Origin of the sequence: Flavihumibacter petaseus NBRC 106054 (assembly GCF_000974785.1) — a bacterium.
GTDB classification, from domain to species: Bacteria; Bacteroidota; Bacteroidia; order Chitinophagales; family Chitinophagaceae; genus Flavihumibacter; species Flavihumibacter petaseus.
The window spans coordinates 676,447-692,599 of record NZ_BBWV01000003.1; the positions used below are offsets into that span (position 1 = coordinate 676,447).

Here is a 16,153-nt window from a genome sequence, read left to right on the forward strand (position 1 = left end):
GGTATGAGCGGTTAAGTTACAGCTTTCAGGGTTTTTTCTTTCATAGTGCTTTTTCCGGGCGTGTATCCGAACCGCTTTTTAAATTCAGTACAGAAGCTGCTCACATTGTTGTACCCGATAAAGAATGCGGCTTCCGAAACATTCATCCCATCTTCCTGCAATAATACCCTGGCCTTCTGCATGCGCAACTGGTGCAGGTGACCAAACACGGTGGTTTGGAACAATTCTTTATAGCCCTTCTTGAGTTTGAATTCATTCAGTCCGAATTTATAGGTCAGCTCTTTCAGGCTGAAATCCTCCAGGTATGCATTTTCTACAAATTGTTTCACGGCATGGAGCCGCTCACGATCAGCAACTGACCATTGCTGACTATTGGTTGTTGGTGGTAGTTGCGCCGCCTGGTCCAGTTGCAATGCCAGTAATTCCAGCATTTTGCTTTCCAGGAAAAGGTAGCGGGTGGTGCCCGTAAAACGGCATTGACGGATAGCGCTAATTACATCCGCGATGCCAGGCCGGCAGGCCATCGCCTGTTTATCAGCCAGGAAAGTTTTTGCGCCACCAATGGCATTGGCGATGCGATCGGCAACGCGTGTGTCATCTCCCTGCAGCAACCCCTGCAGGAATGTGATGTCATAAATGATCGTCAGTGCATGAAAGACTGGCGCGTTAATAGCATGATGCCCGGTAAATTCAGGATTATATTGCAGGTTGTGAAACCCTTTCGCCAGCCGCACGCTTCCATCGATATTATGAAACCGGGAAGCTGCATTTCCTTCCAGGATAAAAACCGATTCGGCTGATGCCCTGGGTGCCTCGTCTACCAGCTGAAATGGCTGGCCGGCATCGAGCCTGAATTCCGTGAGTTGCATACCGGGCGTGCTCACCGCATGGATACTGCCTTTTGCCAGTCCAGCTTCTTCAAATTGAAACCGGAAATCAGTATAACGGTCGGAAGCGAAAACTATTTGTTGTTCCGCTTTGCCAAAGAGCTGATCCCAGTTAGCCAGGTTGATTTTATCCATTTATCAAAATTTAGAATCCGTTTGCCTGAAAAGCCATCGCCTGTTTCCGGCGCAATTTTGACTAAAACTGGAAAAATTATGGAAACAATACTGGTTGATGGGGTACAGGTTGAAGAAAACGCTGTACCAACTGTTCCTTCCCGCAAATGGATGAACCTTCTCTGGTTGCTGGTCTACCCGGTCGGTGTATACAAAACCTGGAAACGGCGGCAACCGTTGCTGAAGCCCCTCTGGCTGAAACTATTGTATACCATCGTCGGCCTGCCCATTTTTTTATTGGGCTTTGCCTACTGTAGCATTGTATTGTTCGCGGCATTCCTGCCACCGCTTGACCGGACTGTCGGTCAACGGGCTGACCGCACCATCACCAACAGTGAAGGCGGCTATTCGGCGACGTTTGTGAAAACCGGTACGGAAACAAATGGTGCCTATGAACTGGTTCAGGTAGAGCTGGAACCACTTGGCGGCAACGACTGGCATTACCACAATAGTTTTGAGGAAACATTTACTGTAGTCGAAGGGCGCATCCGCATCGGGGAGGAGGGCAAGGAAATATTACTCAATAAAGGCGATTCAACAACTGCCCTGCGCGAACATTTCCATTTCTTTAAGAATGCGGACAATCAGAAAGCTTTGCTGCAGGTAAAAGTTTCGCCGGCATCCGGGCTCGAAAAGACTTTACGTGTCGCTTACGGACTCATCAATGACGGCGAGCTTCACAATGACATGACCAAAAACCCCTGGCATATGGTATTGCTGCTGGCCTATTCCGAATCCTATCTTCCAATGGCACCATCCTGGTTCCAGGAACCGCTGATCAGCGCCCTGGCGAAGATCGCTCAGTGGAAAGGAGAGGATAAAGTGCTGTACAAGTATTTTAAAGCCAGCGGACAAACCTTCTGATGTTCCCGGTTACAGTATATTTACGGGCATTAAAAGCAGTCGTGTTGAAATACCTGATGATCCTTCCTGTCTTATTAGCAACACTGCATTGTTGCGCCCAGAAAACTATGTCGTTTGGCCCCCGCATTGTTTATCGGTCCGACCGTTTGGAGGTTACACGAATTTCCGCGCATGCATATGAACATACGACTTACCTGCAAACACAGGATTTTGGAAAAGTACCTTGCAATGGCCTGATCGTCAATGATGCCGGTGAAGCCGTGATTTTTGATACGCCCGCGGATGACAGCACATCGGAAGAACTGATCGCATGGGTCAAAGATTCCCTGCAAAGCAAAGTGAAAGCGGTGATTCCAACGCATTTTCACAATGATTGCCTGGGCGGGCTCAAGGCGTTTCATCAACAGGCGATTGCTTCCTATGCATATTTCAAAACAATTGAATATGCCAGGGAGCATAAGGTCGCTATTCCCCAAAACAGTTTTCAGGATTCCCTGGTGCTCAGCGTTGGTAAAGCCACCATCATGGCAAAATATTTTGGCGAAGGTCATACGCGGGACAATGTAGTCGGCTATTTTCCGGGTGAGCATATTTTGTTCGGAGGCTGCCTGGTCAAAGAGATCGATGCTTCCAAAGGTTACCTGGGCGATGCCAATGTGGCTGCCTGGTCAGCAACTGTTGAAAGGGTGAAGAAAGCATTTCCCGATGTTAAAATTGTTATTCCCGGTCACGGAGCATACGGCGAGCAAGAGCTATTGGATTATACGATCCGCTTATTCAGGCATTGAGCATATTCCGGATTTTCTGGTTGGTTGCTATTGCTGAGATTTGTATCATAAAACCAGCAGTTATGGAAACACAGGCTCAATTGAATTACCGGCGGATTGCTGAGGCGATCGACTTCATCAATGCCCATTTCAGATCGCAACCCAACCTGGATGAAGTTGCAGAAAGCATACACCTGAGTCCGGCGCATTTTCAGCGCCTTTTCACCGACTGGGCGGGAACCAGCCCGAAGAAATTTCTGCAATACATTAGCGTGGAGCATGCCAAAACGATCCTGAAGACAGAAAAAGCAACCCTTGCCGATACGGCCATAGAAACCGGACTTTCCAGCACCAGCCGGCTGCATGAACTGTTCATCAATATTGAGGGCATGACGCCTGCTGAATATAAAAACGGCGGGAAGGGACTGGCCATCAACTACAGTTTCGCCGAAAGTCCTTTCGGTTCGCTGATTGTTGCCTCAACGGCAAAAGGCATTTGCTATATGGCATTTGAAGATGATGAGGCAAAAGCATTCACTGACCTTACGGCGAAATTCCCCAACGCAACATTCCACCGAATGCTTGACCTGATCCAACAGAATGCCCTATTTATTTTCCAGCACGACTGGAGCCGCCTGGGTGAAATCAAGCTGCACCTGAAGGGAACGGATTTTCAACTGAAAGTATGGGAAAGCCTGCTGAAGATCCCGATGGGAAAGTTGTCTACCTATGGCAACATTGCGGAACAGATTGGAAGCCCCGGCGCTTCGAGGGCGGTGGGTACCGCCATCGGCAGCAATCCGGTTGCCTTCCTCATCCCCTGCCACCGGGTGATACAATCCTCCGGAGCCTTTGGCGGGTACATGTGGGGACCTACAAGAAAAGCCGCAATCATTGGATGGGAAGGTAGCAGAACGCAATCAGAAATCTAAATCTTCTACCGTGCAGATTATAGCTGATAGAATAGAAAAGGTGAATTGGCAGGAAATCGCTGCCTCCATGCACCGGGACGGTTACGCTGTTATTCCGGGTTTAATTTCAGACGATCAGTGCGAACTCCTGAAAGCAGATTATAGCGATTCGCGGCTTTACCGAAAGACTGTCGTGATGGAGCGCTATCGTTTCGGATTGGGGGAATACAAATATTTCAACTACCCGCTGCCTGAAATCATTCAGTCGATCAGAACTGCAATCTACCCGAAACTGGCTACGATCGCCAACACCTGGTTCAGAAAACTGGATATTGACCGGCAGTTTCCCCCGGAGCATGCAGCGCTGTTGCAGCAATGCCATGAGAAGGGACAGGATAAAGCGACGGTCCTGATCCTGAAATATGGCCAGGGTGGCTTTAATACATTGCACCAGGATTTATATGGGGACATCTATTTTCCAATTCAGATTGTTTTGATGCTGAATGATCCCGAAAAGGATTTCACGGGCGGCGAGCTGGTACTCACCCGACAGATCCCCAGGGCGCAATCCGAGGCCATCGTTATCAAACCCCGAAAGGGCGATGTGGTGATTTTTACGACAAACTTTAAACCGGAGAAAGGCACGAAGGGGTATTACCGGGTAAATATGAAGCACGGGGTAAGCAAGGTGAGATCAGGACAGCGGCATACCCTCGGGATCATCTTTCATGATGCGATAAATTAGCATAGTGATACAACACACTGCTGTTACCCCTGCCGCGTTGAGGAGCATGATCAGGAAAAAGCTGGTCTGCTTCGGCGGAAACCGCAAGCTGAAGATCTACGGGATGCTTTCCTGTGCGTCCGGCAAAAGAATGAAAGAGTCAAATCGCGTGTTCTTTTCTTCCGAACAGGAAGCAAGACGCAATGGTTATCGCCCTTGCGGACATTGTTTGAAAAGTGACTATGAAAAATGGAAACATGAACCTGTTTGATTTCGAAGCCGATAAAACCCGTAACTGGCTCCCCTATGACGGGACAGTGAATTATTACGGCAAAGTCCTCACCAGGGAAGCTGCAGATCACTTCCGGGATAGTTTGCTGGAAACAATCGCCTGGCAAAATGATGTAGCCGTCATCTTTGGTAAAGAGATTGTCACCAGGAGAAAAGTCGCCTGGTATGGTGATCAGCCTTTTGAATACACCTATTCCAATACAACAAAAAGGGCCCTGCCATGGACAAAAGAATTATTGGCATTGAAGGAACTGGCTGAAAAGGAAACCGGCGAAACCTACAATTCCTGCCTGTTGAATTTGTATCATAGCGGGGAGGAGGGGATGGCCTGGCATAGCGATGCTGAAACTGACCTGAAAAAAGACGGGGCGATTGCTTCTTTAAGTTTCGGGGCGGAAAGGAAATTTGCCTTTAAGCATAAACGAACCAGTGATAAGGTGGAAATGTACCTGGAGCATGGAAGCCTGCTGGTGATGAAGGGCATTACACAGACTCACTGGCTGCACAGGCTGCCTCCGAGTAAGAAAATAGCAATTTTGAGGGTGAATCTGACCTTCCGGACTATTGCGGGGTAGTGCTCAAAGGGTTTACTTTGACCAATGAGTACTTGCTATCGTTACAGCTATTGCTGCCTGTTCCTGATCTGGTTTGTTACAGGTGTTTTTGCACAAAAGAAAAAGGACACTTTCCTGCCACCATATAAGGGCATCTTTACCCGTCCCGCAAAACTTATTCCCACTGCATTTACACCTGATGCGCCGATAGCCGGTAACGGAGATCTTGGCATTGTTGTGGGCGGTACACCCGCAAAACAATGCATCTACATTGCCAAGAATGATTTCTGGAAGGCGAAGACGGGTTATCCCGAAGGAGGATTATGCCTGCCGGGTGGATTGAATATATCCATCCCGGAACTGGATGGTGCAACTTATTATGCGGAACAGGTAATTGCCAATGGCAATATCAATGTAACCTGTAAGAAAGGTGACTTAACCTATAAGCTCAACTTATTTGTGCCGGCAGGAAGCAATAAGGTGATCCTTGAAATGTCAGTAACCGGCAAGCCATGTGCGGTTACCCTTGGCATCTGGAGTCAGACCGGTTTTGACTCCCGGAATGAATCCGGCGAAAGAGATGGCATATCCTATACGATGCGCCATTTTGATTCACCGGAACTGGACTGGCCTTCCCATGTTGCGCTGGCCGTGCACCCCATCGGTAGTACGGGAAATTATTTTACATTAAAGCCATCGACAAAAGTGATCGTGGTAGTTGGCGCCAGCACCAATCATGAGCAATCAGATTACCTCGGTGCTGCCATCGCCAGTGTGAAGCATGCATCACCTTCAGTGGTGGCTGGGTTGAGGAAAAGCAATGATCAATGGTGGAGAACCTTCTGGAATCAATCCCATGTTGAGTTGGGAGACACCCTCCTGGAGAAATATTATTACGGCGCGCAATACCTGTTGGCATCCTGCAGCAGGAACAGCAATTTTCCGCCGGGATTGTGCGGCAATTCCATTACTGCAGATGCCGTGAGTGCATGGCAGGGAGATTATCATGCGAATTACAATTACCAGGCACCCTGGTGGGCGAGCTTTTCGTCCAATCATGTTGAGCTTACCGACGGGTACGATAACCCGGTGCTTGCTTATATGCAGAAAGCACAGGTTCATGCGAAGGAGCTGATGCATTGCCGGGGTGTTTATTATCCGGTGGGGATAGGGCCGAAGGGCTTTGCGTCATCCATGTATCCGCTGACAGAAGAAAAGATGATGAAAAACTATGGCATCAAAGACCTTAATCTCGAAGGGGGACTGATGTTCTGCGGACAAAGAAGCAATGCCGCATTCCTGACTGTCAATATGTTTCAACGATTTTATCACACTTATGACCGGGAGTATGCCATGAAAGTGTATCCTTTTATCCGGGAAGTAGCTGATTTCTGGGAAGATTACCTGAAGTATGAAAACGGGCAGTATAACGATTACAATGATAATTTTTGGGAAGTCGGACCGTGGACAGACAACTGGCGACTGGACATGCAATCCGGCGATACCAATAACACCAATACGCTTGGACTTCTGAAAATGTTCTACAAGGGCATCCTGGAGATGAGCGCATTCCTCCAGGTAGACCAGGATAAAAGGGCTAAGTGGGAGCACATTCAACAACATTTGTATCCTGTTCCACTGGCAGTGTCGAATGGTATGACCCGGGTCAAGGCGGCTGAGCGCGGAACCAGCTCAGGAAGTGAGGGGAGAACCAAGCCCGGGTTTGGCAGGGTTTCGGCGTATGCCTGGGTGTTTCCTTCAGATATTACAGGAGTGCGGTCAACTCCTGAATTTGCAGAGATCCTCCGGAAGGAAATAGGCAGGTGGGATTCATTGCCTGGCGGAGATGCCACCTGGAACAACCTGGGTAACGGATTTGAAACCTACTTTACCACGGCGATACGGGTGGGTTATGATCCCGAAGCAGTAATTACAAAACTCAAAGAGCGAATTGCTAAAACTGCCCTGCCGAACTTCTGGGTGCAGCAGTCGGGCGGGTTGACGGAAACCCTCAGCGCGGTTCCGTCCTGCATCAACGAAATGTTGTTGCAGAGCTACGAAGGGATGATCCGGGTGTTTCCTGCCTGGCCGGGTGAAAACGCCCGCTTTCACCACCTCAGGACATACGGGGCGTTCCTTGTATCTTCGGAGAAGCAGGCAGGCACAGTCCGCCAAGTGACCATCAACAGTGAAAAAGGAAGGCCCTGTTCAGTAGAGAATCCCTGGAACACTGCGTTGTCTGTAACAGAAGACGGAAAACCGCTTATCGCAACAGTGAATGGAAATGTCTATACATTTCCTACCAAAGCAGGAAGCACTTACCAGCTTACCGCCAAACTTACCGCCACCCAAGCCCGGGGGCTACATGCTTCAAAATAGAAGACAATACATGCACATTATAGTCCACACCTAAGGTATTGGGTATAGTGAGCAGGAGCGTGTCTGCTTCTTTGATGGCTTCGTCCTCTGCCAGTTCCTTAATGAGCTGGTCGGGTTCGGCCGCGTAGCTTCTTCCGAAAATGGCTCGTTTGTCCTGTTCTATCATCCCGATCTTATCGCGGCGGTCGGATTCCTGTCCGAAAAAGTAGTGGTCCTGTTCGGTCACCAGGGCAAAAATGGAGCGGCTTACTGACACCCTCGGCTCACGGGTATGTCCGGCTTTTTTCCATGCCTCCCGGTACAGCCTGATCTGCTCCGCCTGCTGAATATGGAAGGGTTTGCCACTCTCATCATATTTGAGGGTGGAGCTCTGAAGATGCATGCCCTGCTCGGCTGCCCACACCGCCGTTGCATTGGATGCAGCGCCCCACCAGATCCGATCGCGCAGTCCTTCGGCATGCGGTTCAACACGCAGGAGTCCCGGCGGATTGGGAAACATCGGGTAGGGGTTCGGTTGGGCAAATCCTACACCTTTTAACTTGTCCAGGAATTCCAGTGCTTTGCGGCGGCCCATATCTGCATCAGTTTCCCCTTCAGCAGGCTCGTATCCGAAGTAGCGCCAGCCGTCGATGACCTGTTCCGGCGACCCGCGGCTGATGCCCAGCTGCAGTCTTCCCCGCGAGATCAGGTCGGCAGCGCCGGCATCTTCCACCATGTACAGCGGGTTTTCATACCGCATATCGATCACGCCCGTTCCTATTTCTATTTTGCTTGTTTTGGCGCCGATGGCAGCAAGCAGGGGAAATGGTGAGCCGAGCTGTGCAGCAAAATGATGCACCCGGAAATAGGCGCCATCCAGCCCAATCTCTTCCGCTGCTACTGCCAGGTCAATGGACTGCAGGAGCACATCACTGGCCGACCGGGTTTTGTATGCCGGATGGTTGGACCAGTGCCCGAAAGACAGAAAGCCTATTTTCTTCATAATCGGTAAGTATAATATTTGCAGTTACAATCTTTGCTATGAAAGAAGGACTACCCAAAAACGCTGCTGCCGGAGATTTTGTTCGCGTTCGTGGCGCAAGAGAGCATAATCTTAAAAATATCAATGTTGATTTGCCGCGTAATGCGCTGGTGGTTTTCACCGGGGTTTCAGGATCAGGCAAATCGTCGCTTGCCTTTGGTACGCTTTACGCAGAGGCACAACGCCGTTACCTGGAATCCGTGTCACCCTATGCCAGGAGGTTGTTTAACCAGATGTCCGTTCCGGAGGTTGATGAGATCGATGGATTGCCGCCGGCGGTAGCGTTACAGCAGCAGCGAGGTGCGGTGACAACACGATCTTCTGTGGGAAGCGTTACAACTTTATCCAACCTGTTGCGGATGTTATATTCCAGGGCGGGGGATTACCCGAAAGGGCAACCCATCATCTATGCAGAAGGATTTTCTCCCAATACGCCGGATGGTGCATGTCCGGAATGCCACGGGCTGGGGCGTATCTATGACGTAACGGAAGCGTCGATGGTGCCGGATGACACCCTGACGATCCGTGAACGTGCGATTGCAGCATGGCCTGCAGCATGGCAGGGCCAGAACCTCCGCGAGATACTCATGACCCTTGGGTATGATGTAGATAAGCCGTGGCGGGACCTTCCGAAGAAGGATCGGGACTGGATCCTGTTTACGGATGAGCAGCCTACGGTACCAGTGTATTCCGGGTTTACTGCCGCGGAGATGAAAAAAGCGCTCCGGCAGAAAATGGAGCCCAGTTATATGGGCACCTTTACCGGTGCAAAGCGCTATGTAATGCAAACATTTGCGAATACGCAGAGCCAGTTGATGAAAAAAAGGGTGATGCAGTATATGCGCAGTACAGACTGCCCGGTGTGTCTCGGGAAGAGACTTAAAAAGGAATCGCTGTCTGTGACCTTCGCAGGGCAGGATATTGCGGATATTTCCAGGCAACAGTTGTCAAGGCTGAATGAAATATTTCTGCCCTATGCGAAAAAAATACACCTTGCTGACGCAGACGATCATCCTGAAAAAACAATGGTTGCGCAGCGCATTGCAGAAGACCTGGTGGCGAGGCTGGCGATCATGCTTGACCTGGGCCTTGGATACCTGACCCTGGAACGCAGCACGCCGACTTTATCGCCGGGTGAATTGCAAAGGCTGCGGCTGGCGACACAGGTGCGTTCCAACCTGTTTGGCGTGGTGTATGTGCTGGACGAGCCATCGGCGGGATTGCATCCTGCAGATACAGAAGCGCTGATCCGGGCACTGGACAAATTAAAGCAAGCCGGCAATTCGCTTTTTGTGGTGGAGCATGAAGTGGATGTCATCAGGCATGCGGACTGGGTAATTGATGTGGGACCAGCTGCCGGGGTGAATGGTGGTGAAATTATTTACAGCGGTCCTCTCGATGGCCTGCAGGAAATCAAACAGTCAGTTACACGCCGGTATATAGGAGAGCTGCACGCACCCAAAAGAACAACACGTACTGCAACACACTGGTTACGGCTCGAAGGTGTGTCACGCAATAACCTTCACCACCTCGGTGTGAGATTTCCGTTAGGCGTTCTGACAAGCGTTACCGGTATTTCCGGTTCCGGGAAAAGCAGTCTTGTCAGCCAGGCATTGGTTGACCTTGTCGCAGCACATTTAGGACACGAAGTTGATCAGTCACCGGAAGAACAAGATGATTTATTACTGGAGGAAACGATGCAGTCTTCCGGACGGATAGTGGAAGGCATGGAGCATATCAGGCGTCTGGTGCGGGTTGATCAGAAACCGATCGGGCGAACACCCAGGTCTAATCTTGCCACCTATACCGGATTGTTTGATCACGTAAGGAAATTATTCGCTGCTACTAAAATGGCGAAAGCGAGACGCTATGACGCCGGGCGATTTTCATTCAACGTGGCGAAGGGGCGCTGCCCGCATTGCGCCGGGGAAGGATTTGTGATGGTGGAACTGCTCTTCCTGCCGAGTGTATATTCTCCCTGTCCGACCTGCAAGGGTACACGCTACAACGAAAAGACTTTGGAAGTAAAGTACAGGGACAAGAATATCGCAGAAATATTGTCAATGACCGTGGATGCAGCCAGTGAATTTTTTGTTGATGAGGAAATACTGCAGCGCAGCCTTGATGTGGTGAAACAGGTGGGATTGGGTTACCTGAGACTCGGGCAGCCTGCAACGGAGTTGTCCGGCGGAGAGGCGCAGCGCATTAAGCTGGCGACCGAGCTGCAGCGCGCACAGCGGGGCAATTCCCTTTACATACTGGATGAGCCGACAACCGGTTTGCACCCTTCCGACGTGGAAAAACTGATGGTGCAGCTCAACAAGCTGGTGGATGCTGGTAACACCGTAATTATCGTTGAACATGATATGCAGGTGATTGCAGCGAGTGACTGGGTGATCGATATTGGTCCCGGTGCCGGTGAAAATGGCGGAACGATTGTGGCGGAAGGCATTCCGGCAACTGTTGCGAAGCATAAAAAAAGCAAAACAGCGGAATATCTTTCCCGGTATGTATGATCTGACAATAATACTGTTGTCGGGAATTCGAACCAGAAGCCTGGGTGAGGAGGGGAAGGCTGACCCAATCAGGATTTTGGCGGTTGCTGCTTTAGAACAAGCAACTGATGAAACCGCTTTACATCTGCGGTCTCGCTACTGTTGAACACTTCGTTGTTCTGGTATTTTGATTTCAGGAAAAGGACCCTTTTATGGGTAGGATATTGCTGAAGAATGGCGTTTATCATCTGGCCGATGGTTTCTTCTTTCTGATACAAGGGTTTACTGACCGGAACGGTGGACTTTATCCGCGTGGGCATTCTTTTGATCAAAGCCTCCAGGGTTGCGAGTTTTGCAGGTTCAATACCTTCAATCTTTGAAGCTTTTCCAAAAAGACCTTCCAGTTGCTTTTTACTCAGGCTGCCCCGCTGGAGGTACTGTTTATAGAGGCTGATGACAAAAGAAGACACCGGGTAGGCCAGAATACATTCTTCCAGCACTTCATTGACAATATCGTATGTTGGCCGCATCAGGCGACAAAAATAGGGGAACAGCGGTTGTCCTGTTGTTTTTGCCTGGATAGCCGTTCAGAATTCCAGCGTGTCTTTTCTACAGAACCAGGTCGGATCGCAACCTGACGTTACGCAGCCGCCCAGCTGGAAGTCCACACCAATTTCTCCCTTTAAATCAGGTGAAGGAAGTCCCCAATAAATGGGAATAACAGCATCGGAAGTTTTGCACCCTGGACAAAGCTTTCCCCCCAGGTATCTATTGACTTCGCAGTCAATGGGAAAAGTCAGTGTCCTGACTGTAGAAGAATTTGAGAGCGTTATTCTGGCACCATTGTGAAAATACCTGGTTGAACTATCTGCATACTGAGCAAGTCCGTCCAGGGTGACCCAAACAACGGATGCCTTTTTCAGGTTAAATGTCAAATTCAGACTGTCAGGAACCAGTACAGAAGATTTATAAGTAAAGTCTGATGTTGAAATGTCGATATCTATGGGTTGATTTCTGAAAATTTTAGCCAGTGGAGGCAAAATCTTAATAGTCAGCGTAAGCTTTTTCTCTGAAGGAGATTTACAAACAAACAGGAGTGCCACTAAGGTTATCAGGGTCTTCATTTTATTAAGCGATTGATCAATTAATCTGGCCTTAAAAAAATATTGGTATCTTAATATTGACTCATTTAAGATAGTGACTTCAGTCCAACTTTGCAAAGCATATGTTGGCTGCAGGATTAAAACGGCAACTTCATTATATCTCCTTTGATGGGAAACTGTTTTACGATACTCTCCAGTGTAGTCACTTTTGTTTTATCCACATTAGAGAATACCCGATTGATGATCGTTTCAAACAGACATTAGTATTCAGGAAAATAAACTGATTGATGATGATAATGTCTCCTGCAACTGGTTTGTTGATCTTTTTGAAAAATAAGTTGTCCAATTGGTTTTACCGGATCTTCATAACTCAGGCTTTTGTCAACCAGTACATAAAACCAGGATGACAAATCATCGACTTTTGAAAAGTCAGTTGAGTCATAGTATTTGGCGCTTGAATTTAGAAAATAGGTCGGCTTGTTTTGGCTGGTTTTTTCATAATACAGGTATGTCAGGCTAAACTTTCAGGCAATTGGCGGGAATAATTTTGTCTATGTCAGTTGCTACATGTTTTTCGACTTCTGATTTCCAAAAGTCAAGACAAGTTATAGCTCTTCTGCCAGCTGGTCTACAAACGATTTAGTCATGCTGGTAAAATTGGAGTTGTATTCGGATAGATATTCTGATGTCGCCGATTTCCATGATTGAAAAAATCGTCGCCCTTTAATATCATTTATATTCTTAACAGTGATTTGTCCGGATTTTAAAGTGTTGTCAGCTTCCATTAATTTATAAGAAACGACCAGGTCCTTAAAATCTGGTTCTATGTAGATTTTAGACCAGCTGTATGCAAGTATTAACCATATCAGATTTTCTTTGATGACAAGGGAAAATGCTGCAGGTGCCTGTTCTACTATCAGTTCTAATTTCCGTCCATTCAATTTATCGGTAAGCCTTTTGGTCGCTACGGAATTTATTGCATTTGAAAAGTTGATTACCGGGATGGACGGATTCAGCGAACAGTTTTTCCGCTGGTCATATTTCCAATAAACCAGTAAAGGCAGGAATTTATCTGTTTTATGCACCGTTGTTGAAATAGATTTATCCGAAGTAAATGCCGGAGATACTTCTATTTCAGGCTTCATTTTCTTGCCTGGTTCGGGGAATTCATTGTTGTAATGTACAGCAACGAAATTATTTACTTTATTGGCTGTCAGACAACTGGAGAGTGTAAGTAAAAAAATGGCAAGTACGGAAATAGCAACAGGATTGATTTTCATAGAAATTTTCATTAGCGTTTGGTTCTTTAAGCGCCTACGGCGTTCCCTGCTGTTGATGCAGGACTGTCATGATGCTGAACCAGTTTCACGAGGTTTAAGGTTTAGGATTGCCAAGATAATAATTCCGCATTGAATTTTTTAGTCTGTTCCCGCTGATCCCGGCGACTCCAGGTACTTAACAGAATCCGGGGGGTAGAAATCGATCAGATCCCAGAAAAGGCAACAACCGTTAGCGACATGGACTGCCATGGGTTCTTCCTTTGACCTCTTTGCAACCTCTGTTCAACCTCTGTAGGACCTCAGATTCTATACGCCGGGTACTCGGGTGCTCCTCGGAATCCGAGGCAAACACCTCGGAATCCGAGGCGAAGCAGTGGTCCTACATAGGGAACAATGACCGGGAACAGAGGCGGAATCAAGGGTTTTGTGATCTCATCCCTGAAAAAGTGCAACCCCGTCCCGCCAAAAGTGCAACCTCGTCCCTGGAAAAGTGCAACGTCGTCCCAAATGCCTTTTCCGGCTCGCACTGTTTGCTAATTTTGTGTCAAGGTCTTTGAATATGCAGATGTAGCGCAAGATGCCGGATGCGTGATCAGGGAGTGGGCGGCCCGGGGGTAAGGGGCGGCAAGCAGTCAAAATCCGGGAAATAGACTGGCCGGGGAAAGGCCATCGGTATTTTGTTATACCAGGCGCTTATGCATGAACGCGCCGCCAGATCCTGACTTCAGGTATTTCTCAAAAGCGAAAGCTTTATACTTATCAGGGAAAGCCGCGTAGAATACCAGCGAGACAGGAAGATTGTGAGCAGTTGCCGGAACATGACCTGCCTGGTGTCTCCTGAACCGGTCCTTCAGATCGATTGTACAGCCGCGGTAGTAGTCTCCATTTGCGCAAAGAAGGATATAGACATAATACATGTCCGAAAACTAAATAAAGGCTTTTTTTAGCGGTAGCGTATTATCACCGCATTTGATACGGCAAACAAAAACGCGGCTTCCATGAGGAAAACCGCGTTTTTAACGAAGCGGACTGCGTCCGCTCTTACCCACCGGGACATTCAGCATGTTACCTGGAGGGCGAAGCCCACCTACGCTAAAGCTTCGGTGGGTGAGAGCGGAGAGAGAGGGATTCGAACCCCCGGACCTGTTACAGTCAACGGTTTTCAAGACCGCCGCATTCGACCGCTCTGCCATCTCTCCGGGCGCAAAATTAGGGTTTGAAACTTTCCACCAAAATATTTTTTTATTTTTTACGCAAATGCCCGCCGGTACTGCGTTTCAGCGGAATGGGCCGATGCCGGGGAAGGTGGGGCGGTTAATTTAAATGATGTTTTTGTCGGATTTGGGGTGGCTGGTTATCAGCCACTTCACTAATTTTCACCCCGAAAATATCATCATTGCATGCCAGCCAAAAACAAGTATTTAGTTCCCTTTATCCTGGTCACCAGCCTCTTCTTCCTGTGGGCCTTCCTGCACAATATCAACCCGATATTGATCCCCCACCTCAAGAAAGCCTGCCAGCTCAACGACACCCAATCCGCCCTGATTGACTTTGCCGTGTACATGGGCTATTTCACCATTGCCCTGCCTGCCGGCTGGTTCATGAAGAAATATGGTTATAAAAACGGTATCCTGTTCGGCCTCCTGCTGTATGGCGTTGGAGCCTTGCTGTTTCTGCCCGCAGCAGGCATCAGGAGCTTTCCGTTTTTTCTCTTCGCACTGTTCGTGATTGCCAGCGGTGCTACTTTCCTGGAAACCATTGCCAATCCCTATATCACCAAACTCGGGGAGCCCAGCACCGCCGCACAACGCCTCAACTTCGCGCAATCCTTTAATGGTGTCGGTGCTTTTGTTGCGCCCATCATCGGCGGTAAATTTATTTTCTCAGGAATCGAACACTCCAAAGAAGAACTGGCGAACATGCAGGCCAACGGCACCCTCGGCGCCTACCTGCAAACAGAAGCGAATACGGTCCGAATGCCGTATCTCGTAATAGGTATTCTTGTATTTGTGCTGATCGGGCTTTTCTTCATGGCGCATTTGCCGGAAGGCGAGAATGGCAATGGCAACAAAGCCGGTGGAAGCAGCGATGGGCATCACGACCATTCCGTTTCCGGATTTAGCCTGGCCGTACTGAAAAATAAACAGGTTTCCATGGCCGTGCTGGCGCAGTGCTTTTATGTTGGCGCACAGGTTTGTGTGGGAAGCTTCTTTGTGCGGTACTCCGCCTACGTGGTGAGCCTGCCTGAAAAAGATGCCGCCCAGTATTTATCGATCGCCATGATCGGGTTCATGATCGGCCGGTTTACCGGTACCTTCTTCATGCGGTATGTAAAACCGGCAACACTGCTGTTGATCTATGCCACTATCAGTATGGCGCTGCTGGCTTTGGCGCTGACCGTAAAAGGCAACGCTGCTGTGTATTGTCTTATGGCTGTTCCGTTCTTCATGTCCATCATGTTCCCGACAATCTTTGCGCTGGGCATCGACGGACTGGGTGGTGAGTCACAAATGGCTTCGTCCCTGTTGGTGATGTCCATCGTGGGTGGTGCTATTTTCCCACTGATCATGGGACAGGTATCTGACCTGACAGGAGGAAATATCCAGCTGGCTTATATCGTGCCCCTGATTTGCTTCGGCGTGGTCGCGTGGTTTGCGCTCAGTCAACAAAAAAAGCCCGTTCTGGCAACTGCGTAACAACTAA

The 16,153-nt window shown here is 48.8% G+C and carries 15 protein-coding genes and 1 tRNA gene; 9 read left to right on the top strand and 7 right to left on the bottom strand.

The window, feature by feature from the left end; genetic code table 11:
* Positions 1-11: 11 nt before the first annotated feature.
* Entirely contained in the window at positions 12-1,022 is a 1,011-nt protein-coding gene (locus tag FPE01S_RS25075; protein ID WP_052955990.1) for a helix-turn-helix transcriptional regulator, read from the bottom strand.
* A gap of 78 nt (positions 1,023-1,100) precedes the next feature.
* Here FPE01S_RS25075 and FPE01S_RS25720 point away from each other — a divergent pair, with 78 nt between their 5' ends.
* The 7 genes from FPE01S_RS25720 (at position 1,101) to FPE01S_RS18260 (ending at position 7,551) form a co-directional block, all read left to right on the top strand.
* Positions 1,101-1,925 (top strand): cupin domain-containing protein, encoded by an 825-nt coding sequence (locus FPE01S_RS25720; protein WP_052955991.1) that lies wholly within the window; start codon positions 1,101-1,103, stop codon positions 1,923-1,925.
* A gap of 56 nt (positions 1,926-1,981) precedes the next feature.
* A complete protein-coding gene (gene bla, locus FPE01S_RS18235) occupies positions 1,982-2,713 on the top strand; it encodes a subclass B1 metallo-beta-lactamase (protein WP_083990341.1) in 732 nt (243 codons plus the stop codon).
* Between the two features lie 62 nt (positions 2,714-2,775).
* Complete coding sequence (locus FPE01S_RS18240; RefSeq protein ID WP_046370723.1) at positions 2,776-3,624, top strand: methylated-DNA--[protein]-cysteine S-methyltransferase; 849 nt, start codon at positions 2,776-2,778, stop codon at positions 3,622-3,624.
* A gap of 10 nt (positions 3,625-3,634) precedes the next feature.
* Positions 3,635-4,348 (top strand): 2OG-Fe(II) oxygenase, encoded by a 714-nt coding sequence (locus FPE01S_RS18245; protein ID WP_217998233.1) that lies wholly within the window; start codon positions 3,635-3,637, stop codon positions 4,346-4,348.
* 4 nt (positions 4,349-4,352) lie between these two features.
* A complete protein-coding gene (locus FPE01S_RS18250; RefSeq protein WP_046370445.1) occupies positions 4,353-4,598 on the top strand; it encodes an Ada metal-binding domain-containing protein in 246 nt (81 codons plus the stop codon).
* A complete protein-coding gene (locus FPE01S_RS18255) occupies positions 4,570-5,193 on the top strand; it encodes an alpha-ketoglutarate-dependent dioxygenase AlkB family protein (protein WP_245624021.1) in 624 nt (207 codons plus the stop codon). The genes FPE01S_RS18250 and FPE01S_RS18255 overlap by 29 nt, the downstream gene beginning before the upstream one ends.
* Before the next feature lie 24 nt (positions 5,194-5,217).
* Positions 5,218-7,551: a glycosyl hydrolase family 95 catalytic domain-containing protein gene (locus FPE01S_RS18260; protein ID WP_052955993.1), complete on the top strand. Its 2,334-nt coding sequence runs from the start codon at positions 5,218-5,220 to the stop codon at positions 7,549-7,551.
* Here FPE01S_RS18260 and FPE01S_RS18265 read toward each other — a convergent pair.
* A complete protein-coding gene (locus tag FPE01S_RS18265) occupies positions 7,511-8,533 on the bottom strand; it encodes an LLM class flavin-dependent oxidoreductase (protein WP_046370447.1) in 1,023 nt (340 codons plus the stop codon). The two genes, FPE01S_RS18260 and FPE01S_RS18265, sit on opposite strands and share 41 nt — an antisense overlap.
* A 38-nt stretch (positions 8,534-8,571) precedes the next feature.
* Here FPE01S_RS18265 and uvrA point away from each other — a divergent pair, with 38 nt between their 5' ends.
* Entirely contained in the window at positions 8,572-11,088 is a 2,517-nt protein-coding gene (gene uvrA / locus FPE01S_RS18270; protein ID WP_046370448.1) for an excinuclease ABC subunit UvrA, read from the top strand.
* A 68-nt stretch (positions 11,089-11,156) separates the two neighbouring features.
* On the opposite strand, the gene FPE01S_RS18275 is transcribed toward uvrA, so the two are convergent.
* The 5 genes from FPE01S_RS18275 to FPE01S_RS18295 all read right to left on the bottom strand — a co-directional run bounded on the left by FPE01S_RS18275 (position 11,157) and on the right by FPE01S_RS18295 (position 14,649).
* Positions 11,157-11,597, bottom strand: a complete 441-nt coding sequence (locus FPE01S_RS18275) for a hypothetical protein (RefSeq protein ID WP_046370449.1) — start codon at positions 11,595-11,597, stop codon at positions 11,157-11,159.
* Positions 11,598-11,654: 57 nt separating this feature from the next.
* Positions 11,655-12,191 carry a hypothetical protein gene (locus FPE01S_RS18280; RefSeq protein ID WP_046370450.1) on the bottom strand — a complete coding sequence of 179 codons (537 nt, stop codon included), beginning with the start codon at positions 12,189-12,191 and terminating at the stop codon, positions 11,655-11,657.
* 584 nt (positions 12,192-12,775) lie between these two features.
* Positions 12,776-13,450, bottom strand: coding sequence for a hypothetical protein (locus FPE01S_RS18285; protein WP_046370451.1), 675 nt, complete (start codon positions 13,448-13,450; stop codon positions 12,776-12,778).
* A gap of 680 nt (positions 13,451-14,130) precedes the next feature.
* Positions 14,131-14,367 carry a GIY-YIG nuclease family protein gene (locus tag FPE01S_RS18290; RefSeq protein WP_046370452.1) on the bottom strand — a complete coding sequence of 79 codons (237 nt, stop codon included), beginning with the start codon at positions 14,365-14,367 and terminating at the stop codon, positions 14,131-14,133.
* A gap of 197 nt (positions 14,368-14,564) precedes the next feature.
* A tRNA-Ser gene (locus FPE01S_RS18295) sits at positions 14,565-14,649 on the bottom strand.
* Between the two features lie 201 nt (positions 14,650-14,850).
* On the opposite strand from FPE01S_RS18295, the gene fucP reads away from it, so the two are divergent.
* A complete protein-coding gene (gene fucP / locus FPE01S_RS18300) occupies positions 14,851-16,146 on the top strand; it encodes an L-fucose:H+ symporter permease (protein ID WP_046370453.1) in 1,296 nt (431 codons plus the stop codon).
* Positions 16,147-16,153 lie beyond the last annotated feature (7 nt).